Origin of the sequence: Paraclostridium bifermentans (assembly GCF_964259345.1) — a bacterium.
In the GTDB taxonomy this organism is placed as follows: Bacteria; Bacillota; Clostridia; order Peptostreptococcales; family Peptostreptococcaceae; genus Paraclostridium; species Paraclostridium bifermentans_B.
The window spans coordinates 180,917-205,938 of sequence record NZ_CAXVJR010000002.1; the positions used below are offsets into that span (position 1 = coordinate 180,917).

General features: G+C 27.5%; 19 protein-coding genes. 14 read left to right on the plus strand and 5 right to left on the minus strand.

Features of this window, described 5'->3' with window-relative positions; translation table 11 throughout:
- Window positions 1–463: 463 nt before the first annotated feature.
- Window positions 464–784: a helix-turn-helix domain-containing protein gene (locus tag ACEXNK_RS04950; RefSeq protein ID WP_373599213.1), complete on the minus strand. Its 321-nt coding sequence runs from the start codon at window positions 782–784 to the stop codon at window positions 464–466.
- Window positions 785–1,220: 436 nt separating this feature from the next.
- Here ACEXNK_RS04950 and ACEXNK_RS04955 point away from each other — a divergent pair, with 436 nt between their 5' ends.
- The 6 genes from ACEXNK_RS04955 (at window position 1,221) to ACEXNK_RS04980 (ending at window position 7,511) form a co-directional block, all read left to right on the plus strand.
- Window positions 1,221–1,412 carry a helix-turn-helix transcriptional regulator gene (locus tag ACEXNK_RS04955; protein WP_373599212.1) on the plus strand — a complete coding sequence of 64 codons (192 nt, stop codon included), beginning with the start codon at window positions 1,221–1,223 and terminating at the stop codon, window positions 1,410–1,412.
- 23 nt (window positions 1,413–1,435) lie between these two features.
- Window positions 1,436–1,783: a hypothetical protein gene (locus ACEXNK_RS04960; protein ID WP_373599211.1), complete on the plus strand. Its 348-nt coding sequence runs from the start codon at window positions 1,436–1,438 to the stop codon at window positions 1,781–1,783.
- 26 nt (window positions 1,784–1,809) lie between these two features.
- On the plus strand, window positions 1,810–2,340 hold the full coding sequence (locus ACEXNK_RS04965) for a DUF2815 family protein (RefSeq protein ID WP_373599210.1): 531 nt from the start codon (window positions 1,810–1,812) through the stop codon (window positions 2,338–2,340).
- Window positions 2,337–4,262, plus strand: a complete 1,926-nt coding sequence (locus ACEXNK_RS04970; RefSeq protein WP_373599209.1) for a DNA polymerase — start codon at window positions 2,337–2,339, stop codon at window positions 4,260–4,262. The genes ACEXNK_RS04965 and ACEXNK_RS04970 overlap by 4 nt, the downstream gene beginning before the upstream one ends.
- Before the next feature lie 91 nt (window positions 4,263–4,353).
- Window positions 4,354–6,777 (plus strand): VapE domain-containing protein, encoded by a 2,424-nt coding sequence (locus ACEXNK_RS04975; protein ID WP_373599208.1) that lies wholly within the window; start codon window positions 4,354–4,356, stop codon window positions 6,775–6,777.
- Between the two features lie 464 nt (window positions 6,778–7,241).
- The gene (locus ACEXNK_RS04980) at window positions 7,242–7,511 is read left to right on the plus strand and encodes a Mor transcription activator family protein (RefSeq protein WP_373599206.1); all 270 of its coding nucleotides are present in this window, start codon (window positions 7,242–7,244) and stop codon (window positions 7,509–7,511) included.
- 120 nt (window positions 7,512–7,631) lie between these two features.
- Here ACEXNK_RS04980 and ACEXNK_RS04985 read toward each other — a convergent pair whose 3' ends face one another.
- Together ACEXNK_RS04985 and ACEXNK_RS04990 are read right to left on the minus strand one after the other, a co-directional pair.
- Window positions 7,632–7,859 carry a DUF2922 domain-containing protein gene (locus tag ACEXNK_RS04985; protein WP_373599205.1) on the minus strand — a complete coding sequence of 76 codons (228 nt, stop codon included), beginning with the start codon at window positions 7,857–7,859 and terminating at the stop codon, window positions 7,632–7,634.
- A 21-nt stretch (window positions 7,860–7,880) separates the two neighbouring features.
- Entirely contained in the window at window positions 7,881–8,099 is a 219-nt protein-coding gene (locus tag ACEXNK_RS04990) for a DUF1659 domain-containing protein (RefSeq protein WP_373599204.1), read from the minus strand.
- Window positions 8,100–8,354: 255 nt separating this feature from the next.
- Between ACEXNK_RS04990 and ACEXNK_RS04995 the strand changes: the two genes are divergently transcribed.
- Window positions 8,355–8,582 (plus strand): hypothetical protein, encoded by a 228-nt coding sequence (locus ACEXNK_RS04995; protein ID WP_373599203.1) that lies wholly within the window; start codon window positions 8,355–8,357, stop codon window positions 8,580–8,582.
- A gap of 138 nt (window positions 8,583–8,720) precedes the next feature.
- Here the strand turns inward: ACEXNK_RS04995 and ACEXNK_RS05000 are convergent, their stop codons facing one another.
- Window positions 8,721–8,960: a hypothetical protein gene (locus ACEXNK_RS05000; RefSeq protein WP_373599202.1), complete on the minus strand. Its 240-nt coding sequence runs from the start codon at window positions 8,958–8,960 to the stop codon at window positions 8,721–8,723.
- 132 nt (window positions 8,961–9,092) lie between these two features.
- On the opposite strand from ACEXNK_RS05000, the gene ACEXNK_RS05005 reads away from it, so the two are divergent.
- Complete coding sequence (locus ACEXNK_RS05005; protein ID WP_373599201.1) at window positions 9,093–9,809, plus strand: CPBP family intramembrane glutamic endopeptidase; 717 nt, start codon at window positions 9,093–9,095, stop codon at window positions 9,807–9,809.
- A gap of 163 nt (window positions 9,810–9,972) precedes the next feature.
- Here ACEXNK_RS05005 and ACEXNK_RS05010 read toward each other — a convergent pair whose 3' ends face one another.
- Window positions 9,973–10,482, minus strand: a complete 510-nt coding sequence (locus tag ACEXNK_RS05010) for a TDE2712 family protein (protein ID WP_373599200.1) — start codon at window positions 10,480–10,482, stop codon at window positions 9,973–9,975.
- Window positions 10,483–11,038: 556 nt separating this feature from the next.
- On the opposite strand from ACEXNK_RS05010, the gene ACEXNK_RS05015 reads away from it, so the two are divergent.
- From ACEXNK_RS05015 to ACEXNK_RS05040, 6 genes are all read left to right on the plus strand, one after another.
- Window positions 11,039–12,292: a DUF1232 domain-containing protein gene (locus ACEXNK_RS05015; RefSeq protein ID WP_373599199.1), complete on the plus strand. Its 1,254-nt coding sequence runs from the start codon at window positions 11,039–11,041 to the stop codon at window positions 12,290–12,292.
- 454 nt (window positions 12,293–12,746) lie between these two features.
- Entirely contained in the window at window positions 12,747–13,565 is an 819-nt protein-coding gene (locus ACEXNK_RS05020) for a hypothetical protein (RefSeq protein ID WP_373599198.1), read from the plus strand.
- A 436-nt stretch (window positions 13,566–14,001) separates the two neighbouring features.
- Complete coding sequence (dptF, locus tag ACEXNK_RS05025) at window positions 14,002–16,431, plus strand: DNA phosphorothioation-dependent restriction protein DptF (protein ID WP_373599197.1); 2,430 nt, start codon at window positions 14,002–14,004, stop codon at window positions 16,429–16,431.
- A 22-nt stretch (window positions 16,432–16,453) separates the two neighbouring features.
- Entirely contained in the window at window positions 16,454–17,863 is a 1,410-nt protein-coding gene (gene dptG / locus ACEXNK_RS05030) for a DNA phosphorothioation-dependent restriction protein DptG (RefSeq protein ID WP_373599196.1), read from the plus strand.
- Complete coding sequence (dptH, locus tag ACEXNK_RS05035) at window positions 17,844–23,018, plus strand: DNA phosphorothioation-dependent restriction protein DptH (protein WP_373599195.1); 5,175 nt, start codon at window positions 17,844–17,846, stop codon at window positions 23,016–23,018. The genes dptG and dptH overlap by 20 nt, the downstream gene beginning before the upstream one ends.
- A gap of 44 nt (window positions 23,019–23,062) precedes the next feature.
- The gene (locus tag ACEXNK_RS05040; protein WP_373599194.1) at window positions 23,063–24,889 is read left to right on the plus strand and encodes a DUF262 domain-containing protein; all 1,827 of its coding nucleotides are present in this window, start codon (window positions 23,063–23,065) and stop codon (window positions 24,887–24,889) included.
- Window positions 24,890–25,022: the final 133 nt, after the last annotated feature.

Below are 25,022 nucleotides of genomic sequence, written 5' to 3' on the forward strand. Positions count from 1 at the left end.
TAATTTTTCATCATTTGAATATGAGTACAAAGTATGTATAGTAGGAGAGGGAAGTGAAGTATCACAGAGGTTTTATTTAGAGGAGTCTGCTTATGGACCAAGAACAATAGAATATAGTTCAACATGGAATGAACGTGATTTTGAAATTTTGCAGGAGAATAATAATTATACTTTACGTATAACTGATAAAGACATGTTAGCTCCAGGAACTAAGATATATTTAGTAGCGATTTACGGATATGAAGCTAATGAGTTGCATCAAAAGTAACGATATAGATATGTATAATAGAGTAAATGAAAAAATCACATAAACTAATAGAAAACTCACTAAGTATAATAGACCCAATATAATTGCAAAGGTGAGGCACTTAAAGTTTGTTGAAGTAGCACTTAAAGTCTGCTTTTTAGACTTTGTGCGAATGAAACAACTTTAAGTACCTCACCGAAGCCTTGCCAAGTAAAACTATTTTGTATTTCTATTTCTTAAATAATCCTCAAACTTTTCTATAGCAATAATATCTTCCTTAGATAAATCTGAATATTTATTTTGATCAGCACAACTTAAATTATCACAAGTATTTTTAACATCTGAAAATCCAACTAAATAATCTACTGAAACATTAAAAAACTTTGCAAACTCCTTTAACCTATCAAAACTAGGCTCTTTCCCCTGAGACTCATATCCAGCAATAGTTGCTCTACTTATATCTAAAGTTTCAGCAAAATCCTTCTGAGTAAGTCCTTTTTCCTCTCTCAATTCCTTTAATCTATTACAAAAATCCATCACACAACACCTCCTACAAAAGTAATTATAGCAGAAGAGTTCTTAAAAGTAACAATTACAAATGAAATAGTTTTCTTTGATTTACAAAACTACACAAATATAAGCATTAAAATAAATGATAATTTATAATAAAAAATTCGAGTTCCTAAAGGTAACTTTTTTTAAAATTAATTGAATAAATTTAAAATGTAAAAAAGTGTTCGATTTAATTATGTTGAAAAATCAAATAAAAATAATTTATGTTCGATTAAAAAATAAATTTCGATACGAAACGTTGATAAATGAACGCTTTCCATAAAAAATAAATTTTATATAATAAAATGTTCTTTAAAAAAACGTTGACTATGCTATGAAAAATAAATAACATTTAAGTGTAATGATTCAAAAGTAAACTTAACTAGTTTAAGAATAACTTTTAAAAAGTAGGGGGATAGATATGAGAAAAAAATTAAAATCTATAAGAGTAGAAAAAGGATTAACACAAGAAGAATTAGCTTTAAAGGTAGGGATATCTAGAGCTCATTGTACAAAAATAGAAATAGGAATGAGCAATCCTTCACTAGCAGTAGCTATGAAACTTAAACAAGTACTAGAATATAGAAATGATGATTTGTTTACAGTAAGCTAATTTAAAATTAAGGAGAGAAAACCATGGATATAAAAATTGATGTTAACTTAAACTTAAATAATATAGAAAATATAATAGATAAAATATCTAACATGATAAATTTAAACAAAGCTATAAATATAGATAATAAAAATCAAAAAATAAAAGTAGAAGATAAACAAGAAAATAATGAAACTAAAGCTACTAAGCTTGATGAAAAAGAAGATATAAGTACAGATACGCTTAGATACTTATTAGTAGAGTTATCGAAACAAGGAAAAGCAGAAGATGCTAAAAATGTACTTAAAAAGTTCAACTGCACTAAAATACCACAGTTAAAACAAAGCGATTATAAAAAAGTATACGATGAACTTAAAAAAGTACTTAACTAAAAATTAGGGGAAATAGGGGGATAAAGATGACTAAGGTAATAACGGGAAAAGTAAGAATGAATTACACAAATCTATTCACACCAAAAGCACAAGAAATATTTGACGAACCAAAATATTCATTATCAATACTAATACCAAAAGAAGATAAAACTACAATAGAAAATATAAATGAAGCAATAGAAAAAGCAAAGAAAAAAGGTCAAAACATATGGGGCGAAAGTATACCAAATGATTTTAAAATTCCATTAAGAGATGGAGATATAGAACGCTCAGATTCAAAAGACTACGAAGATCACTTCTTTATAAATGCAAGCAGTAAATACAAACCAGGAGTAGTAGATAAAAAACTAAATGAAATAACAGATTCAAAAGAAATATACCCAGGCTGTTATGGAAGAGTAAGTTTAAACTTTTTTCCATTTAGTAAAAACGGACAAGTAGGAATAGGATGTGGAATAAATAACGTACAAAAAATATGTGATGGAGAAGTAATAGCTATAAACTCTAGACCAGAAGATGATTTTAGCGTAATAGATGACTTTGAGGAAATTTTATGATTTTGTCCATCGATATAGAGACCAGAAGTAATATAGACCTTACAAAATGTGGGGTCTATAAATATTGTGAAGACAAATCCTTTGAAATATTATTAATAGCCTACGCCTTTGATAATGAAGAAGTAAGTATAATAGATATGAAAAAAACAAAAGAAATACCCAGTAGGGTTAAAGTAGCAATCCTAAACCCAAAAATAACAAAAATTGCATTCAACGCAAACTTTGAAAGAATATGCTTATCAAAGCACCTAAACACCTACTTATCACCACAAAGCTTTGAATGTACCCAAGCAAAAGCACTAAGACTAGGACTAGTACCAGGCCTAGACAAACTAGGGCAAATACTAAACTTAGAAACTAAAAAAGATAAAGAAGGAAAAAGCTTAATAAAATACTTTCAAAACCACGAACCACAAGAAGACTTAAAAAAATGGGAAAGCTTTAAAAGCTACTGTAAAACAGATGTAATAGTAGAAAGAAACATAAGAAGAAAATTAGAAAAATACAAAACCACAGAATTTGAAAAACAAATCTATAACTTAGATCAAAAGATAAACGATACAGGAATAAAAGTAGAAAACTCTTTAATAGAAAGTGCAATAAAACTAGATTTACATTATGAAAATGAATTAAAAGAAAAAATAACAAAATTAACAAACATACAAAATATCAAAAGTCCAATACAAGTAAAAAAATATCTACAACAAGAATTCAATCTTCAAGTAGATAGCTTATCAAAAGAAAATGTATCAAAAATAATAAAAAACACAACCAATGAAAATCTAAAAGAAATACTATGTCTTAGACAAGAACTAAACAAAACCTCAATAAAAAAATACGAAGCAATGAAAAGAACAGCTTGTAGTGATAATCGTATAAAAGGATTATTTAGATACTATGGAGCAAACAAAACTGGAAGATGGGCTGGTAGATTAGTACAAGTACAAAACCTACCACAAAACAAAATAGATTTAAATCTACCAAGAGAAATTCTAATAAAAAGTCATATAAAAAACACACACCAAGAAAACATAAACTTATTAGAAATATTATATGAAAGTCCTAAAAACATACTATCCCAACTTATAAGAACAGCATTTATACCAGATAAAAATAAAAAGTTTATAATATCAGACTTTAGTGCAATAGAAGCAAGGATAATAGCATATATTTCCAAGGAAAAATGGCGTAATGAAGTATTTAATACACATGGAAAGATATATGAAGCAAGTGCAGCCAAGATGTTTAAAGTACCAATAGAAACTATAACAAAAGAAAGTGAACTAAGACAAAAAGGTAAAATAGCAGAACTAGCACTAGGTTATCAAGGTGGAAAAAATGCACTACTAAAAATGGGAGCAGAAAGTATGGGACTTTGTGATGAAGAGATATTAAATCTTGTTAAAGCTTTTAGAAGTTCTAATGCTAATATAGTTGATTTGTGGAGAAGTATTGAAAAAGGATGTATTAAAAGTGTACGAGATAAGGTTAGTGTGAAAGTTAATGAGTATGTTGAGGTTATAAGTGATAAGGATTTTATGTTTATAAAATTGCCTTCAAAAAGGAAGCTTGCATATTTTAATCCAGAGATAGAAATAGATAGTACTTATGGTAAAGAGGTACTTGTTTATAAGAGTTTGAACCAGACTACTAAAAATTTTGAGAAGACTTATACCTATGGAGGAAAGCTTACTGAAAATATAGTTCAGGCTATTGCAAGAGATGTGTTGGCTTTTAAGATGCTAGAACTAGATAGAGCTGGGTTTAAGATTGTTATGCATGTTCATGATGAGGTGGTTTTAGAGGTTGATGAAGATGTAGGTGAGTATAAGGTTACTGAAATTATGGAAAGGGAGATACCTTATCTTAAAAACTTAAGATTAAAATCAGACACATACACAAGTAAGTATTACAGGAAATGATGAAGCTTGGGGATTTGGGACATTTGTAGTTGTAAATGCCCCAAATCCCACTGAGTCTCATATATTTTTCTGAGGGGGAGGAGAGAAAGAGATGAGAGATCGATTATTTAATATATATGTAGCAAGTAGTAGAAAGGATGTTGTTTATAAGGGTTATGAGTTGCCTTTTTCTAAGTTTGTTAAGAGGTTAGAAAAGAGTAGTTATACTGATGAGTGTTATGAGGATTATTTGAAGATGGAGAAGAGTTTGCAGGATGATGTTAAGGATGTCGGTGGGTTTGTTGGCGGTAGTTTGAAGGATGGGAAGAGAAGGAAAGATTCAGTTTTGAGTAGGAGTTTGATTACTTTGGATGTGGATTTTGGTTATAGGGGTATGTGGGATTTTATTACTATGACTGCTGATTATTGTTTGGCTATGTATACTACTCATAAGCATAGTAAGGATAATGAGAGGTTTAGGTTGGTTATTCCAACTAGCAGGGATTTAAGTCCATTAGAGTATGAGGCTGTTGCTAGGATGGTTGCTAGTGATATCGGAATTGATTATTTTGATGATAGTACTTATGAGCCTTCAAGGCTTATGTATTTTCCTTCTACTAGTAAGGATGGAGAGTTTAGGTTTGATTATTTAAAGGATGATTTTTTAGATGTTGATGAGTATTTAGCTAGGTATGAGGATTATACTGATACTTCTTCTTGGCCCGTTTCAAGTAGGGTGGATAAGATTGAAGTGTGTGATAAGGATAAGCAGCAAAATCCTTTGGAGAAAGATGGTGTTATAGGAGCGTTTTGTAGGACTTATGATATTCATCAAGCTATAAATAAGTATTTAGGTGATGTTTATGAATCTACAACAGATCCTAATAGATATACATATATAAATGGTAGTACTTGTGGTGGGTTAGTTGTGTATGAGGATGGTTTGTTTGCATATTCACATCATAGTAGTGATCCTTGTTTTTCAAAGATGTGTAATGCTTATGATTTGGTTAAGAACCATAAGTTTAAGGATGTTGAGGAAGATAAAAGTTATGCTTTGATGTTAGAGATGTTAATAGAAGATGAAGAGGTTATGAAAAGATTAGGTGAAGAAAAGATAGAAACTGCTAAGAGTGAGTTTAGTGAAATTTATGAAGAAGTTGAAGTTGATAATAATGAAAATAAAAATACATCAGATAATGGATTTATAACTAGATTGGAAGTTGATAAAAACGGAAGATATAAAAACACTATAAATAATATAGTTATAATACTTGAAAATGATCCTATCTTAAAAGGAAAGATAGCTTTAAATGAGTTTTCACATCAAATAACTATAAAAGAAAATTTACCTTGGATAAAAATAAAGAACAAGAAATACGGAGATATATGGACAGATGCTGATGATAGTAATTTAAGGCATTATTTAGAAAAAGCTTATAATATAAAATCACAACAAGCTATATTTGATGCAATAACTGTAGTAGCTAGGAAAAATACCTTCCACCCAATAAAAGATTATTTAAACTCTACAACTTGGGACAAGACTCCTAGAGTAGATAAATTATTTATAAACTATCTAGGAGCAGAAAATAACGAATATACAAAAGCAGTATGTAGAAAAATGTTAACAGCAGCCGTAGCTAGGATATTTAATCCAGGAGTTAAGTTTGATTATATGGCTGTATTTGTAGGTCCTCAGGGTATTGGTAAAAGTCATCTTATAAACTTATTAGGTCGAGATTGGTATTCGGATTCTATAAATACGGTACAAGGTAAGGAAGCTTATGAACAGTTACAAGAAGCTTGGATAGTGGAAATGGCAGAGCTTACTGCTACTAAAAAAGCTGAATCAGAAGCTGTTAAACACTTTATATCTAAAAGAGAAGATATTTATAGGGTTGCTTATGGAAGAAGGGTAGAAAAGTTTCCAAGACAGTGTGTGTTCTTTGGGACTACTAATGAAGTTGAGTTTTTAAAAGATAGAACAGGTAATAGAAGATTTTGGCCTGTAAAAGTTGGAGTTTCAAAGATTAGAAAATCTATGTTTAAGGATTTGGATGAAAATGAGATAAAGCAAATCTGGGCAGAGGCAGTAGAGATATACAAAGGTGGAGAGAAATTAATATTAGAAGGAAAGATACTTAAAACGGCTGTAGAAAATCAAGAGATGCATTTAGATATAAGTCCAAAGGAAGGTATGATTAGAGAGTATCTAAAAGTATTATTACCGCCTTCTTGGGATGATATGGATATAAGTGCTAGAAGAAGATATATATCAGGAGGAGATTTTTCAGACTTTGAAAAAGGAACAGAAAAAAGAACAAGGATATGTGCTATGGAGATATGGGTGGAGCTGTTTAATGGAGATCCTAAGCAGTTAAGTCCTATGCAATCAAGGGAGATTAATGGCATACTTAGAAAAATTCCAAACTGGAATCCTCATCAAAAAGGATCTGGAAAATTAAAATTTGGTAAGTTATATGGCTATCAAAAAGCCTTTGTATTAACTGAAAATGATGAACTTGAAGTGTAAAATTGATGTCTGTGATGTCCTTGGAATGGTGTTAAATGTCTATGAAAGTGCTAAAAATGTCCTTGAAATAGCAAAAAAAGTTATAAAAATAGGTGTTAAAAATTTAAAGATGAAGCTATAAAAAGAGCAGAAAAATTAAAATTTAAGATATAAAAAGAAAAATGAGCAAAATTGATGTCTGTGATGTCCTTGGAAATTTCCCATAGACATCACCAAGGACATCGGCTTAAGGCAGTAGTGCCAAGGGTTATAATGCTATGATGTCTATGATGTCCTTGGAATTTACTATAAATATAAAAATAGAAAAACATAAAAAAAGTATACATATATAAATACATATACATGTATACGAGTAGGGGGAGTAAGAACATCATATAGTCGCTCTATGACATCCTTAAAATAATTATATTAACTTTGGACTTGTTTTGTGCAATAAACAAGTTAAAAAAAGGAGGAAACTTTTTATGGGGAAAAATATTTTAGATAGTGTTCAAAAAGAGGACTTGCCAGAGGGAGTAAAAGATTTAGCTGAGATTTTTGGAATAGATACGGTTATGGAGCTTATTGACTATTGTGGGGGTAGTTGTTTGTATTTTCCAAGTAAAGGATCGATTATAAAAAGTGCTAGAAATAGGGTTATAAAGCAAGAGTTTGATGGAGGTAATTATAAAGAGTTGGCTCGAAGATATGGAATTAGTGATATCCAGATACGAAAGATTATCAAATTTAAATAAGGGCGAGGCTTGGACGCGAAAGGGGCGATATATAAGTTTTGCTCCATACAAGCGGTAGATCATGCTTGTAAATGTCGCTGCTCCTTATATATCGCCCCTTTCGCTAAGCTATTGGTGGGATTATAATACTAAGTCGTATTCTTTTGTGTCTGTTGATACTACTTTGGCTTCTACAGCAGATGTGAAGTGACTTCCATGTGGAGCGAAGATGTTTTTTTCAACTATTAAGTTCATAGCATTTACTACTTCTTCCTCTGTAAGGTTTTCTCTTGGATCATCTATTGATATGGATACCTTTCTACCTACTGCTGTTAAGAATGTCATTACTAGTTTTTTAGTGAATATCATAATTTACTACCTCCTTTAAAATTAGTTAAGTATTGTGTTGTCTTGTTTTAAGACTTCTAAAGCTGGGTGTTCACAAAGACCTATTAAGGCATTGGCTACGTCTAATATGTTTTGTGATGAAGCATCACTTTTTACGTTTGATAGTGTACGGTTTTTAACTATTGTTTTTCCGTTTTCGTCAAGGCCACAGTCGAATTTGATTTTTAAAGCTGATGGGTTTTTAGTTTCTTGTACTGGCATTTTGTACCTCCTTAAGTTTTTTAGAGAAGTTGTTCTCTTTGATAATAATTGTATAAGGATTTTAGGGATGGTTATATTAAATTAGTTTTAGAATGTTTGTTGTAAAAGGATGAATGTAGAAATATGGAGATGATGCTGTAGTAAATAGTAACAATTTGGTTATAATTTAACAAATTTGTTAAAAAACTTACTAATATGAGTTAAGGTGTACTACAATATATATTGGCAGAGATAAATTACAAGGGGGAAAATTTTATGAAAATTTTAAAGGGTTATTATGAACATATGAGAGAGAGTTTAAGCGATAGAGAGTTAGTTTATGTTGAGGAGATTACTGATAATAGTATGAGTAGTATTGTTAGTAAGGAAGAGGCTGAGTTTGGGTGTTGTAGGTTTGATGAGAAAGAGCTTTTAGGTATGAGGGATGAGATGAGAATGTATGTTACTTATTTGATTTATAAAAAGGGTAGGGATATCAAGTAGGTAGAGTTTACCGAGGCTTAAGAGAAGGTGGGATATATAGGTTTTGCTCCATACAAGCTGAGAAGCGCTTGTAAATGTCGCTGCAACCTATATATCCCCCTTCACTGATTTGTAGAAAAATTTAAAGTGTTATAAAGTTCAACTATTTCTTTTTTTATTTTTTCCAATTTCAATACCTATAAACATACCGATAGGAGTATATATAAGTGCATTTAGTATATAATAACTAGAGATTACACCGATTATAAATCCAATTATCATACCTTCAGATTTGTAAGTTTTCTTGTCATTTTCTTTTATAACTTTGATCATTGTAAAAAGGATTATACATACCACTATAACTGTGAAGAGTATTTGTATTATGTGATTCATATCCATAAATCTAACTCCCAACCTAAATTTAAAAAACTATATTTAAAGAAAGAAAAAATTCGCTAATGATTTTTAAATGCTTTATACTATTATTATAATACATAACTTATGGAATAGAATTTTAATGGGGGGGATTTTATGGAACTGAGAGAAAAAACTAGACGTTATACACCAGTACTAGTTTCAATTGTATATATGGTGTATTTTTATGTTTTCTGTATTTTGAGCTATGAAAATGGATGGTTGATTTCAACTAAGGATATATCATTTTCAAATGTTGGAGTAGGTTTGATTAATGATTTAGGTAGTATGTGGGTTCTTCCTTTTATTTTACTTTTAGTATATCGTAAGAGGTTAGGGGAGCTTGGGTTTAGAAAGTCTAAGGTAAGTGTTGTTTTGTTGTTAATATATGTTTTGTTTTTTATGTTGCATGGAGATTATTCAATTAGAGGTTTTTATCGTGCGTTTTTTTATTTGTTTATTGTGGCATTGCCTGAGGAGATTATATATAGAGGGTATGTTTATAATGAATTGAAGAAGTATGGTCGTGTGAGTGCAGTTATAATAAGTGGAGTTGTGTTTGGTATTATACATGCTATATTGCCTAGTGTTATGGCAGGAGATGGTATTGGATTTCTGGTTATGGAGATGTTTAATAATATTGGCTTTGGTATAATGGCTAGTTTTATTTTTGTTTACTATTTGGATAAGGGTAAGAGTATATTTGTTCCAGTTATGGTGCATGCACTGTTAGATTATTCATATGGTGCATGGGGGATTATAGTTGCTGTTATTACTTTTGGATTTTTATTTGTTTCAAATAGGAACAATGAAGAAAGTGTTAGTGTTGATTGATAAATGGTATTTGTTTTACCGAAGCTTATGAGAAGGGGGATATATAGGTTTTGCTCCATACAAGCTAAAGTACGCGCTTGTAAATGTCGCTGCAACCTATATATCCCCCTTCTCTGTTTGTATAACTTTAAATAAATTTATTTTAACTATTTAGCTCTCCTAGTTACATACTAAGAAGCTTTTCTTCTATATATTCATTAAATGGTTTACCTGCTATTGTTACTGGGCCGTCACCAAATAAATCTACTGCAATATTAAAGAAATTGATTATTAATTTATTATCATCAATATAATATTCATCCATATGTCCTGGGATAAATACTACTTCATATTCTTCTTTACTTAATTTATCTTCCATATGGTCTAAATTAAGCTGCTTTACTGGTGCTATCATCATATTTGTGAATTGTAAATCTTCAAGCATCCACATATTTTTATTCCAGTATCTACTTTCCTTTTTTGTAGGCTTATTGATAAGCTCTCTATTTGACATTGCAGAAAGTACCTTTCGTACAGATTCTTCTGTAAAGTCTTCACCATATAGATATTTCATATTTGGGTTATCAGATAGTCCTATAAAAAATGAATCTGCTATCTTTTCTTTTTGATGTAGTGAATCCCAAACATAAAGCATCATTTCTAAGATTTCACTATTAATTGTAATTTTAGCCAAGTTAAATCCCCCTTTTGTCTTTAAATATTTTTTTATATGCGAACTACTCTCCACTTAAATTAACCTTCCGTTTCCGTTTCCAGCCCCCCTTAATTGGCTTGTGAATAGAAACAGCTATTCCTTAGTTTTAGCTTTACATACAGTTGTCGATTGGTTGAATATTTTACAGTTTTGAAAGTTCTACCACATTACCAGTATAACACAAAATCAAGAATATGTAGATAATAACCACCTTTGTTATATTGAATATCCTTATTCCTTCAAATATTTCTTTAATTTCCATTATTCTATATTTATCTGGTGTATAAGATACTTATATAGCCATTAGGAAATTATATATATAGGATATGGTTATAATGAATTGAAGAAGTATGGTCGTGTGAGTGCAATTATAATAGGTGGAGTTGTGTTTGTGATAATTGATAAATAGTATTTGTTTTACCGAGGATTAGGAGAAGGTGGATATATAGGTATATATCCACCTTCTCTGTTTATATCATTTGTTTATTTAATATGATAAAATATCCTATAGAAGTTATTTGGTGGAGGAATGTATATGCAATACATATGTACAGGGTGTAAAGAAGAGTTTGAAATAAATAAAAAGGATTTTATAATGTGCCCATATTGTAATTTCCCAATATTGGGTAAAGAAGAATACCTTAAGATACAAGAAGAAATAAACAACAGTAAATATACAGAAAAAGATTTAGAAGACTTATTAAAAAATGAAGAAAATATATATAAAAAAATGGATGGATCAACATTAGAAAAAGTAAAAAAATACATAGAAGCAATGTTTAAGCTTGTAAAAGATCCAAAAGCTCAATGGCAGCAAAAACTAATTTCGGCGGCAGCTTTAATTTATGTAATGAACCCATTAGATTTTATACCAGACCTTATCCCTATGCTTGGATATGTAGATGATGTAGGTGCAGTAATGGCAGCAATTACATCACTAGGAAGTGCCATTGGAAAGTGTAAAAATATTGTAAGTGAAAATAAAAAAGATAAAGCTAATAAAACTATAGTATATAAATTAAAAGATGAAAGCAATATATCGAAAACTAATGCTGTTCAAAAGAAGAACCTGTTAATGTGGAATATACCTGAAAATAAAAGAAGTGATATAGGTGTCGGATTAATAACTGGAAAGATAATGAATAGAAATGAAAGCTATGTTTTAAATAGACATATAGGAAATTTCTTGGTACCAGTTAATGATTTTGACCAATATATAACCGATAATATTTTTAATGAAGCCACTATAATACTAAAGGCATTAGGAGTAAAATCTATAAAATGTACTAAGCAAATGGCTACAACTAAAGATAAAAAAATAGTAACTAAAGGAAAATTCCAAGATATATTTAATATTGAAAATAACACAAATGTAAAAGGTATAAAAGTACAAAAGGATGAGTTCGAAAGCAATTTTGAAAAAGTTGATTTAAGAGAAAGTTTAAAAAATGTTGATTTTATAGATAAACTAATATGGTACTTTTCTGACAACTCAATTATAGGAGAAAACATATTTAATGAAAGATTTGAACAAGGTTTAATAGATACAAAGATTAAAAGAGATATAGAACTAAGCTCAGTTTTAGATGTAGAGAGTAGAGTAAATATAAAAAAATACTGTGATGCTAAACATGATGTTAATATAAGTGAGGGTTCTAAAGTACAGTGGAGTATAGATGTAAAATATCATTCTCTATCAGATATAGATAGAGAAACTTTAAAGGATATACATAAAAATATAACATCAAAAATTGAGGAAAGAAGATTACAGTTAGAGCAAAATTTATAAAAGTCACTATTAAAGTGGCTTTTTTATTAGATAAATTACTGAAGAACTTGGAATTGAACTTCCAAATATAAATTCTTTAAAGTGATTGTTTAAAGCACCTAAAATAATTTATGATAATTTTGGAGATTTATATGATATACAATTATTTGCTTACGAAGATTTAAAAGATGGACTTAGTAGTTAGGTTGGAATAATTATTGAAAGTGTTGATTGATAAATAGTATGTGCTTTACAAAGGGTTATAATTTAAAATAAATTTAAGAACTTAAAAACTCAATGTTAATATTCAATTTTTTAGATTTATAAAAGATAGTGCATAAGAGAACACAAAATAACAAAATTCGACGCAGGGTAATGATATAATGGGGAAGTAGTCAAAATAAAGACTAAAAATACAACTTTTAAGATCAAATATTTAAAACAATATCAGGGGTATAATTTAGGAGGAATTTTAATGAGGTTGAAATCAAAAATATTAGGATTAGTATTAATAAGTGCAATATCGATAGGGGTTTCAGGGTGTAATAACACAGGGAAAAATAATTCTCAAACACAAGAAACAGCTACAGATGAAGCTTTTATATCTGACTTCCAAAAATCTATAAATAAAAGATGGGATGAACAAGATAAATTAGAGAAAAAAATTACAAATAATGTAAATTACACAGATGAGCAGTACAAGGAAGATACTACTAAAGTTTTAGAAGAAGAAATAAATAATATAAAAAAGAATTTAGATGGAGTTAAAGATAAAGATTTAAAAAAATTAGGAACTGATTATATAGAAGGTGTAAAAAAACAAATAGAAGCAGGAAATACTGAAGATTATGAACTTATGGATAAATATATACAAGAGTCTGAAAAGTTAAGAAAGCCAGCACTAATATCTATGGTAGATGATTATGGAGTAAAAATAGATGAGGATCATAAGCAAACATATAAAGACTTTAAAGAGCAAGCAACAGTTATAAATAAAGAAAACGAAGCAAGATCATATGCAGATAAATTAGCTACTGAAATGACACTTGAAAGAACTACAGATGAATTTGGATCTGTAGAGTTTTCATGTATAGTTGAGAATAAGTCTAAAATAGATTTTAAGAGTCTATCTTACAAAGTTCAATATAAAGATAAAGAAGGTATTGTTGTAGGTGATGATATTATATATTTAGAAAATTTTGCTCCAGGGTCTAAGCAAAAGGTTACTTTAATGCCTATTGATGAAAGTGCAGAGAAAGTAGTCATAACTACTGATTGGTTTGAATCTAAATAATTTATAAACTAATAAGATGTATGGCTTCTTGATGAGAAAATTTTATGAAAAAATTATAACTAGGTATCGTAACTTACGATACCTTTTATTTATATAAAAAATTATAATTATGTGTTTGATATATTAGTTTTAAAAATAAACAAGTTATCAATTAAAATACTAACTAAAGATTTTTGCATATTAAACGAAAATAATTAAAGTTAAGTGAATTAATATATAAATTTACAACTAAATAGGTAAAACCACTATAAAAACTTATAAATATTGCAAATACAAGAAAAGGAAAGAAATAACTTCAAGATAATGGCAATAAATTACAAAATTCGACAAAGGATTGATGTATAATATCGTAGATCTATGTAAATTTTGAAAATGATATAATATTAATAATAGATAAATTAATCGTTAATAAAAGTTGAAAGAAGGAAGTGAAAAAGTGTTTAATGATATATTAGAATACTTTAATAATGATAGAGAATCTCTAAAAAAGACAGCAAATGAGATAAATGAAGCTTTATATGACTATCCTCATAGTGCCGTAGTAAAGGGAAGATTATTAGCAGAACAAATATCTAAAGAAATAGCTATCTTAGAAGGAGAAGATTATTTAAACTCTTTAACTCAAGTTGATAGAATAAAGAAATTGAATGAGGACGGATTAATAGATATAGAGATATACAAAGCATTTAATAGTGTAAGAAAACTTGGAAATATTGCAGCACATGATGAAATAGAAGGTGAATTAGAAGCAGCACTTTCTATACATAGAAATTTACACAAAATAATATGCTGGTTCATAGAAGTATATCTAGACCCAAACTTTGAATCTATACCATATAAAACTCCGAAACCTATAGTTAATGATAATAGCAATGAGAAAATAGAACATATGATAGGGCAATTAGAACAATTTATAAATTCAAGTAAAATTTCAGATACATCAGAACATATAACTAATGAAACTAAGGATATAAAAGAAGTAAATGACATCAAAGAAGAGGGAGAATTTGATGAAGTTAATAAAATAGAAGAAACTTCAATAGAAGAAATAGATGTAATAGAAGAAGCTTGCATAACTATAGAAAGTAGTAAAAATTGTTTGATAAATGATTTGAAGAGATTAAAAGAATCATCTAAAGAAGCTGTAGAAAATCTTTCTAGCTTTAGTAATTTTAAAAGCTATATGCACGTTAAAAGAGATGTTGAAAATGAACTATATGAGATAATAGAAAAGTCGAGTCAATCAAATAAAGGAGAACTTATTTTAGTATGTGGAGGGGTTGGAGACGGAAAATCCCACTTGATATCATACTTTAGAAATAAATATCCTGAAATGATGGATAAGTTTAATATGCATAATGATGCTACAGAAAGCTTTGAGCCAGGAAAAACATCAATAGATACACTAAATGATGTCTTAGATAGTTTTTCAGATGATAATATAGACACAACAAATGAAAAGTTTATACTAGCTATAAACTTAGGTGCATTAAGTAATTTTATAGATTCTAAATATGGAGATAGATTTACAAAACTAAAGGAATATGTAGAGGAAAAAGGCATATTAGATATTTCTATTTCAGATAGTTCTTATAATGAACAATCTAGTTTTCAATTTATAAATTTTAGTGATTATCATATATATTCACTAACAGACGAAAAACCGAGGTCTAAATATTTAGAAGATATAATAAAAAATATAACTCAAGAACATAAAAACAATGTGTTTAAAAATAGCTATAAAAACAACTGTAAAAATTGTGGTATAAATTATAAATGTCCAATAAAAGCAAATTATGAAATGCTAATGCAAGAATCGGTAAGAGAAGCCTTAATAGATATAGTTGTAGAATCAGTAGTAAAAGACAAGCTTATAGTATCCACTAGATCTTTACTAAACTTTATATATGACTTTATAGTAAACACAACTCTAGATAATAAAAATGATAAAGAACTTATCAAATATATTGAAAAAATAAATTGTGAAGAATTTATGGATTGTGTATTTACATCTAATTTATATGAACACAAAGAGCTATCGTATATATTATCATCTATAAGCAAAATAGATCCTATAAATGCTAAGTCAGAAAGTTTAGATAATGTAATTATAAAACTTAACACAACAGATGATATGACGAATGTATTTAATGAATATATAGAAATAAACAATGATAGTTATCTAAGTACTATTTTGAATAAAAACGAAGAAATACAAAATGTAATGAATAGGCAAAAAAATAAAGGTGATAAAGAACAAATACAAAATAAACTTATAGATATGTTTATAAGATTAAATCTATTTGTACCTAAAAAAGACTTAGACTTAAAAGATACAATATATGTAGACTATATGAAAAATGTATATTATTTTAATAAAGGCGAAAAGAAAAATTTAAGTAGTCTTTATAAAAATGTTAAAGAGGCTAGTTATAGATGGAACGGAGATAGTGAAGATGGAACAATAAATTTATCTATAGGTAGAAATCAAATTAGATATAAAATGAGTCAAAGATTAAATATTAAACCAGATTTATCTAATCTAAAAATAAATGACAGTAATGAATTATTTAAATTTAATCCTAACTTAACTTTAATATACAAAAGTGAAGAACAAGGAAAATCATATGGTATAGATATAGATTTTAACTTATATGAATTACTTATGAGAGTTAAAAATGGATACAGACCTAATAAAAATGATAAATATAACTATATAAACTTTGTTGAATTTATAAATAAAATTCAAAAACTGGGAAATCAAAATAAAGAAATTTATATAGAAGATAGGTCAGGCTCTAAAAATTCAAAATATAAATTAGTTTATGATGAAGACTTTGAAGAGTTTAAGTTTTATATAAATTAAGTTTGCAAATGAGGTGTGAAAATTGCAGTTTATTATAGATGAACAAAAATTTGAAAAAGACTATGTAGTGAAGGATGGTATTAAGCATAGTTCTTCTAAAAACATAAAGATACTTCCGTATAGTACGAAATACGAAAAAAAACATAATGAACAAATAAATAAATTTGAAACTTGTGTAGGTGAATTTTGTAGGAGTATTTACAATAAAAAATTAAATAGTGATGAAATAAACTTGAGTGATGTAGATGTTTTTATAGAAAATGTTGACGCAGGCGCAAGTGATAAAGTAGCTTTAAAAAGCATAATAAAAGAAATGTTTTTTGATGAAAATGGAAATTTACACACATTTCATCCAAAGCTTTTAAACTATATAAATATGCCTAAAAGTGATTATAATCAAGGATTAGCTATTTTTTTATATGATATATTATTAGGCGAATCTAACAACGGAGATATAAAAAATAAAATAATAGAGTGTTTTGATTATAAGCCAGAAAATATAATGGAATTTATGATATTAAAAAGCTTACCAGAACTTAATGATAATAAAGAAGTAAATAAAAACCATAAGTGTGTAGCGTTAAATGTATCTAATTTATTTAAACAAGATTTAGACTTCATATTAAATAAACCAGCTTTATTTATAGAAGAATTTGAAAATCTATTAAAATATTATTACTTCTTTTATGTTTCTCAATTATCAATTAAATTATCCAAGTTTTTTGATGCAAACAAAGGAGTTACAGAAGAATTATATTTTAATTTAGATTGGGAAACTGTATCAAAATCTAGAACCAGTTATACTTTAGGATGGAAAATGTTAGAAAGTAATTTAAAACCATTATTTAGTCATTCAAATTTACTAGGAATGTTAAACTCTAATAATGAATCAACTATATATGATTATGTGGAAATAAGTAACCTAATTAATCATATATCAGATGAAGATAGAAATGAATTATATCAAAATATAAAAATGATAAAAAACAAATATGTATCATTAATAGATGATGTCGATTGGGATGATTTTAATCCAGTAGAAAAATATAGTGATGATTTTCTTAAGCAAGAAATATTTGATTTCTTTAAAAGAATAGATTATCAATTTATAAATTCAAATACAAGAAAAAAACCATATGATGGATACAAAAGATGGTTTGAAGAATATTGTAAAATGAATTACTTAAGAAGAAGAGGTTCTCTTGGGTACACATTAAATATAACTCAAGAACAACTTTTATTTATAACAAAGTTATGTATAAAAGATAAAGATAAAATAAAGTTAAAAGATTTATTTGAAGAATACAAGGTAAGAGGTATTTATTTTGATAGAGACTCTCAAAGTAAAATAGTAGAGTTATTTGAAAAATTAAATATTATAGAAAAGAAAAGTGATAGTGGGGATGCACAATATGTTAAATCAATTTTATAGTTATTTAGCTAAAAATGTAATCGAATATTTTAAATATAGAAAAATAAAAAGCGGAGACAAGTTTAATATACAATTTGAAAAAGAAAATGAAGTTATAGAAATGTATGAAGCTTTGAAAAAAGAAAGTGAAAATAAAAAGTTTATATACAACATATCAGATGGTGTTGACTATGAAACTTTTAGTATCGATATAAATGGCACAGAAGTTATAGTATCAGCAACAGATGAAAATATAACAGCTGATTTTTTAATTAGATTAAGAAATCTAGTTGGAGATGAAACTAACGAATATTTTAAAGATAAAGCAATACTTTTTATTCATAATACAACTTTAGATAGTTTAGTAAAAGGTACTGAAAGTTTTCAAAAAGAAGGTATGCCATTTCATACTAAGAACCTAGTTGAAAACATAAAGAAAAATTTAGATAAAAGTAGTTTGAAAGAAGAAGATAAATATATATTAAAGTTTACCTTAGATAAGATGGGAAGTTCGGTTTTAGAGGATAATTCATCAATATTTCAATATGCCAATGTATTAAATGTATTAAATAAGGGTGTAATTTCAAAGAATGATTATAAAGAATTTGGATTGTTTTATGATGAAAATTTATTAGAAGATAAAACTCCTAAGATGATAAAATCAAGATTAAATGAAAATGCATCTATATTTTCTAAAATAGATTCTATACATAAGTATGGTAATCCAGAAATAGAACTAGAGAAAGATTTTGACCCAAAGGGAGTTGAATCTTTAAAAAGAGATAATTGGAAAGATGTATCATATAAAGATATAAAAATCTCAATAGAAAATATAAAAGGCACAAAAAAAGTAAAATTAGACAGTATAAAAGTTAGTGATAAATTAGTCTTTTGGGATAAGCCAGAAGGTGAATCAGAAGCTAGACAAAGAAAAAGAAATATAATTATTTTTAACAGAGATAAACTTAATACAGTATCTTTAGAGTTTAAATTTGATATACCTGTAAAAAGACCTGATTTTAAATTAGATAAAAAAACTCAAGAATATGTGAATATAGCTATAAGTAAAGAAAAAGTAAAAGTATCTATAGTTGTAGATGAAAGTACAAATACATTTGCAAAGATTAAGTATGATGATAAAAGAGTTAAGTTTGAGTTTAGAGTATGTGTAGTATCTTGTGAAGAAGATATACTTGAAAATATAAAAACTAATTTTGAAGTGCTTATGAAATCTAAAAAAAATATGATTGTAGCAAACACTGATGAAGAAAAAATAATACTTAATCCAAAAGGAAGTAGTAAAACCCAAGAATATATAACACAACTTGAGAACTCTGTAATATTAGATACGGATGAGAAAATGGAACTATTGTTTGATGTTAAAACAGAGGAAGAAACTGAGTTTGCAAAAGTAGATATAAAATATAATGATTCTGTTATAACAATAGCAAAAGAAGAAGAAAAAGAACGTCCAAGTATGATAAGTGGACTAAGGGTATGGAAGCAAAAAAGAGAAAAAGAAGAAAGCTTTAAGTACTTGTCAAATAATAAATTAGCACAAGGTACAAGCGAATATTTTGCAAAAGAAGATTTTAAAGATAACTTAGAAATAGAAAAAAATATTATACAAGAAAATGCAATGCACTACACTTGCGTAGGAGATATATATGAAAAAGAAGAACTATCGATAGATGAAAATATAAAGCAAGCTTATGAGAATTTAATAAATTATTATAAGGTTAATGAATTACTACCAAGTTTAGCTTATTATGATGAAGATTTATTAAATATATCTAAAGCTTACTTAAATAGTATAATTGAGACATTTAATAATATAGAAAATGATGAAGTATTATCGAAAGAACAAAGAAATCTATCTAAACTAGGAACAATACATAAACTAGACGGTGATAAAGAAATACTTTTAACTCCACTTCATCCTATAAATATAGCTTACCAAGTTATGATAAATGAAATGATAGATAAAGAAGAAGTAGAAGAAAATATATTAAAGTTATTAAGCTCAAGATATTTACTGCCTTATGTATATAAAAATAGAGATTTGCTTTACAAGGTTATTGATCAAAAACATTCACCAGAATGGACTTATTATGTTGACCATAAAATGAGTAGATATAAAGGATCTAGAGATTATGTTTCTAAGTTAACAAGAGAAAAATTAGAAGAGTTTATAGAACACTTTACATATTTATTCAGGGATATAAGTAAGTCTAAAATAAGTATAAAGCTTATAAACCTAGGTGATTGTAAAGAAGTTTTATTAGGTATATTTGACTACTACACAAAGAAATTAAATAAAGGTGAAGATATAAACAATTTAATATCATTAGATGTTTATATATATGGAGAGAAAAATACAATAAATGCATTTGAAGAGGTTGCATTTTACGATTCTATAGAAGATATAAAAAATCACTTTAATATAAATCTTAAAGCGGAAAATCATTCTGAAGAAGATGTATTAAATTTATTTAGAGAGAAAGTTAAGTTTTATAAAAAAGATAAAAGCGAAATGAGTTATGAGTATTCACATTTAACATTCTATGAAATGGATCAAGATGTAAGTATAACAAGTAGTTCTATGGATGATATAAACACAGGAATAGCTCTTAATGGATTAGTATCTGGAGTTCCATCTATGTACTTAAAGGATACTTATAGAACTGGATTTGGATCAAAATTTGCTAATAAAGAAGATGATCTTATAAATATATCTATGAGGTATAACTCACTTACAAAGTGTATAGGTACAGAAGATCCATTCAATGATAGTTTGAGTGTAACAACATCGATTGGAGAAAAGAATAAGGAATTCTTAAATAAAGTTTATGATACATCTCATTGGGTGACATTTATAGATCCAAAGGTAGATTTAAACTTCTTTAAAAATGATGAGAATGCCAAAGACTTACTTATAATTCACTATAGTGATCAATACACAACATCTAGTGGGTATGATGCTATAACAGTTACAAGAAGATCTAAACAATATCAAGTTATAGTTGAAGAATTTTTACGTAGTAAAAATGTAGAACCTAAGGAAGATACAGTAGCTACGCTTATAAATTACTTTAATGCGGTAAATGGAGATTGGCTACTAAGACTTATATCTAGTAGATCTCAATTCCCTAGAGAAAAGCTAAGTATATTATCAGCTATAAAAATAGGTTTAGCGTATTTCTATCATCCAGATATAACATGGATACCTATATCTTTAGAAGAAGTACTTAGAGTATCTGGAGGAGCAGGACTTAGCCAAAAGAACGGATTATTTACAATTAAAAATCTAACAGGCAAAACAGACTCTTACTCTGATGATTTGTTATTTGTTGGTATAGAAAATAAAGAAGAAAAATTAAAAGTTCATTTCTATCCAGTTGAAGTTAAAATAGGTGAAAATAGTGAAAATGTTATACAAAAAGCTATAGAACAAGCTAATAAAACTAGAAATTTAATAGAAGAACATTTAATAACTACAGAAGATGATGACAATAAGTTTGCAAAGCTTATGTATAGAAATTTTATGATGCAACTGGCTACAGTAAGTGCTGAAAAAATGAAGTTATACAATGTATGGAGTGAACAAAATTGGGATGAAGTCATAAACAGTGATATAAGAACTAAGTTATTAAATGATGATTACGAAATAAGTAGTGATTTAGATGAACTTATAGGAAGAGGATGTGTGATATCTTTCAAGAAAGATTCTTTCTTTAATAAAGATTTAGAAAAAAGAGAAGGTATAAATATAATAGAGCTTTCAGAACAAGAAGGATATAACAATATAGTAAAAGATCTAGAAGATATAAAAAATAGATATATAACTGGACATAGTGATTTTGATGTAGAAAAAATGCTTATAAAAACATATGGAAATTATGAAATTGAAGTTCTTGATACTAAGGTTGAATATGATGAAGCTCATGAAATAAATAAAGATAATAATTTACCTGATGTAGCTGCTGATAAAGAAGGATCATATGATCAATTAGTTAATAGTGATAATAATAGACCTATGGAGATTATGTTTGGAACTAGAAAAGATAATGATAAAGCACTTTTATGGTATCCAACAGATACGGAACAAACTCTTCATACAAATACAGGAATAATTGGGACTATGGGAACTGGTAAAACTCAGTTTACTAAATCATTGATAACTCAAATGTATAGAGAACAAAAGCATAATGTGGACTCTAAGCCAATTGGAATGCTTATATTTGACTATAAAAGTGACTATTGTAAGAAGGATGATGATTTTGTAAAAGCTACAGATGCTAATGTTTATAAACTATGTCATTTACCTTATAACCCTTTAGCTATAGTTATAACAGATGAAGATGCTAGTTTTTTACCTCTACACACAGCTAAAACTTTAACTGAAACAATATCAAAATCTTTTGGATTAGGTGTTAAACAAAAAGCTCTTTTAATGGATGTTATAATGGAAGCTTATGAGTTAAAAGGAATACTAAAGCATGATGAGGATACATGGACTAAGCCTGCGCCTACAATAAGTGATGTATGTTCAATATACTTTAATAGAGAAGATGTAAAAGAAGATAGTTTATATGCGGCACTTAGAACTTTATATGATTTTGAAATATTTGAACCAGATTCATCAAAGACTAAAAACTTATTTGAAATTATAGATGGAGTTACGGTAATAAAGTTATCTGGATATGATGAAGCTACACAAAACTTAGTAGTTGCGATAACGCTAGATATTTTCTATAATCAGATGTTTATTGAAGGTGAGAGTAAACAAGAAGGTCAATATAGACAGTTAAATAAACTAATACTTGTTGATGAAGCTGATAACTTTTTAAGTAAGAATTTTACGTCTATAAAGAAAATATTAAAAGAAGGTAGAATGTTTGGTGTTGGAACTATATTATCAACTCAATTACTAAGTCATTTTGCTACTTCAGAAAATGAGTACCAAAATTATATATTAACTTGGATTATTCATAATGTATCCGATTTAAATAATAAAGATGTTAGATATATATTCAACACTCAAAGTAAAGCTGAGGAAGATAGTATATACAATAAAATAAAGAGTTTAGCTAAGCATGAAAGTTTAGTTAAGATACCTAAAGAGAATGCACCTATATATATAAGAGATAAAGCATTCTGGGAATTAAATAGTTAAAGTAATATGTAAAAATTTACAACATAAAATAGGAGAAATAAATAATGCAATTAATTCAAACGAAAGATTACTTTGAGGCACATGAACATAATTTAAATGATATATTTTATGATACTAAAAAGTTTTATGTACCGGATTATCAAAGAAAATATGCATGGGGAAAAAATCAGTTGGAACAATTTTGGGATGACTTTATAAAAACCTACGAAAGTACTTATGATTCACGTAATAAATTAAGATCTATTAATACTCATGCACCTCATTTTTTTGGGGGAATAGTATTAACTATATTAGGTGATGGAAAATACGAGATAATAGATGGACAGCAAAGAATAACATCTACTACTATATTTATAAAAGTATTAACTGAATTGTCAAACAGGGTAACAGATATGAATAAATTAATACATATTAGGGACCTAACGGATCATTTTATAAAACAAAAAGATAATATATCTATGGATTTGGAGCCTAAGTTAGAGTTGGATTCTACAATAAATAGTTTTTTTAAAGAGTATATATTATTAAAGAATAATAAGAAAGAGAGAGAGCAATACTTAAATGGTAAAAATTATAAAAAAAATTCATCTGAACAATTACTAGCGGATGCATATGAATTTTTTTATGAAAAGATATATAATGAATTTCCAGAAACAATGACTTCCGAAGAAGTTTTTAACAAATTATGGGCATATGTAACTACAATTACAAGATATTTTTTAGTTCTTAAAATTGGGGTAAAAAAGAAAAATACAGCCTATACTATATTCGAAACTTTAAACAAAAGAGGAAAAGATTTATCTGAATCAGATATGATAAAAAATGAATTATTTAAAGCTATAAATAGTAAATCAGAAGATATAAAGTTTAAATGGGATAATATATGCGATAATATTGATAATGAAGACCTAACAGAATATATTAGATTTAACTATGCGTCAACTGAAGATAATGTTACACCTGCAAAGCTATATGATAAGGTGAAAAGATTAATAAATGATAAAAATGCATATGATTACTTATCATCATTAGAAAGTGAATCTGAAATATATGGGCATATAGTAAATATAAATTCTAATTATTGGATTAAGTATGCGGGAAAGTTAGTAGGACAAAATATAATAGATAATCTAAATGCTCTGAAGTCTATGGGAATAACAAATAGTACTCCGCTTATACTATCTGGAGCGGTTAGATATATAAATAAAAATGATAGTAAAGATGATTTTGATAAACTTTTACACAACATAGTTACATTTTGCTTTAGATATTTTACTATAGGTGGAAATACAGTATCTAATTTTGAAAAAGAAATAGGATGTATGGCTAGAGCTATTAGATATCCTGGAACTGTAATAAAAAAAGATAGCAAAGAGTATAAGATTGACTCGATAGATGATATAGTTGAATATATGAAAAAGTTAACTTCTGACATTTTATTCAAGAAAAATTTCAAAGAATTTTCTACTAAAAGTATGTCTTTAGCATCTTATATTTTATTTAATTTAGAGAAATACTTAAAACCAGGAGTTCAACCTTTGCCACATAGTCCTAAACAACATATAGAACATATAATGCCTAAAAAACCTTCAAATGCGAAGGCTAGAGTAAATGAATGGAGTCATGTTAGAGATAAAGCTGAGTATGTAGAATATATACATAGATTAGGTAATCTTATGATACTAGAAAGTGAAATTAATGTTAAAATAAATAATAAAGATTTCACAGATAAGTTAATAGAATATAGAAAATCTAATTTATATTATCCTGGAATTATAGTCCAAGACTATTCAACATGGGATTTTGAAAGTATTGAAGTTAGGCAACAACTAATGAGTAATACTGCTTTAAAAGTATGGAACTATATATAAAAATAAAATAGTTATAATGAGGTTATTGAAAAGTCTAAAAACAAAACTCTATGAATTTTTCAAAGTAAAAATGAACCCATAGAATTACATTTTATGGGTTCATTTTCTATTATATTTAAGATTTTTAAATTTT

What these genes read in the sequence shown, in the direction of transcription:
- ACEXNK_RS04950 (WP_373599213.1), bottom strand. Translation starts at nt 784, where the DNA reads ATGGATTTTTGTAATAGATTAAAGGAATTGAGAGAGGAAAAAGGACTT.
- ACEXNK_RS04955 (WP_373599212.1), top strand. Translation starts at nt 1,221, where the DNA reads ATGAGAAAAAAATTAAAATCTATAAGAGTAGAAAAAGGATTAACACAA.
- ACEXNK_RS04960 (WP_373599211.1), top strand. Translation starts at nt 1,436, where the DNA reads ATGGATATAAAAATTGATGTTAACTTAAACTTAAATAATATAGAAAAT.
- ACEXNK_RS04965 (WP_373599210.1), top strand. Translation starts at nt 1,810, where the DNA reads ATGACTAAGGTAATAACGGGAAAAGTAAGAATGAATTACACAAATCTA.
- ACEXNK_RS04970 (WP_373599209.1), top strand. Translation starts at nt 2,337, where the DNA reads ATGATTTTGTCCATCGATATAGAGACCAGAAGTAATATAGACCTTACA.
- ACEXNK_RS04975 (WP_373599208.1), top strand. Translation starts at nt 4,354, where the DNA reads ATGAGAGATCGATTATTTAATATATATGTAGCAAGTAGTAGAAAGGAT.
- ACEXNK_RS04980 (WP_373599206.1), top strand. Translation starts at nt 7,242, where the DNA reads ATGGGGAAAAATATTTTAGATAGTGTTCAAAAAGAGGACTTGCCAGAG.
- ACEXNK_RS04985 (WP_373599205.1), bottom strand. Translation starts at nt 7,859, where the DNA reads ATGATATTCACTAAAAAACTAGTAATGACATTCTTAACAGCAGTAGGT.
- ACEXNK_RS04990 (WP_373599204.1), bottom strand. Translation starts at nt 8,099, where the DNA reads ATGCCAGTACAAGAAACTAAAAACCCATCAGCTTTAAAAATCAAATTC.
- ACEXNK_RS04995 (WP_373599203.1), top strand. Translation starts at nt 8,355, where the DNA reads ATGAAAATTTTAAAGGGTTATTATGAACATATGAGAGAGAGTTTAAGC.
- ACEXNK_RS05000 (WP_373599202.1), bottom strand. Translation starts at nt 8,960, where the DNA reads ATGGATATGAATCACATAATACAAATACTCTTCACAGTTATAGTGGTA.
- ACEXNK_RS05005 (WP_373599201.1), top strand. Translation starts at nt 9,093, where the DNA reads ATGGAACTGAGAGAAAAAACTAGACGTTATACACCAGTACTAGTTTCA.
- ACEXNK_RS05015 (WP_373599199.1), top strand. Translation starts at nt 11,039, where the DNA reads ATGCAATACATATGTACAGGGTGTAAAGAAGAGTTTGAAATAAATAAA.
- ACEXNK_RS05020 (WP_373599198.1), top strand. Translation starts at nt 12,747, where the DNA reads ATGAGGTTGAAATCAAAAATATTAGGATTAGTATTAATAAGTGCAATA.
- dptH (WP_373599195.1), top strand. Translation starts at nt 17,844, where the DNA reads ATGTTAAATCAATTTTATAGTTATTTAGCTAAAAATGTAATCGAATAT.
- ACEXNK_RS05040 (WP_373599194.1), top strand. Translation starts at nt 23,063, where the DNA reads ATGCAATTAATTCAAACGAAAGATTACTTTGAGGCACATGAACATAAT.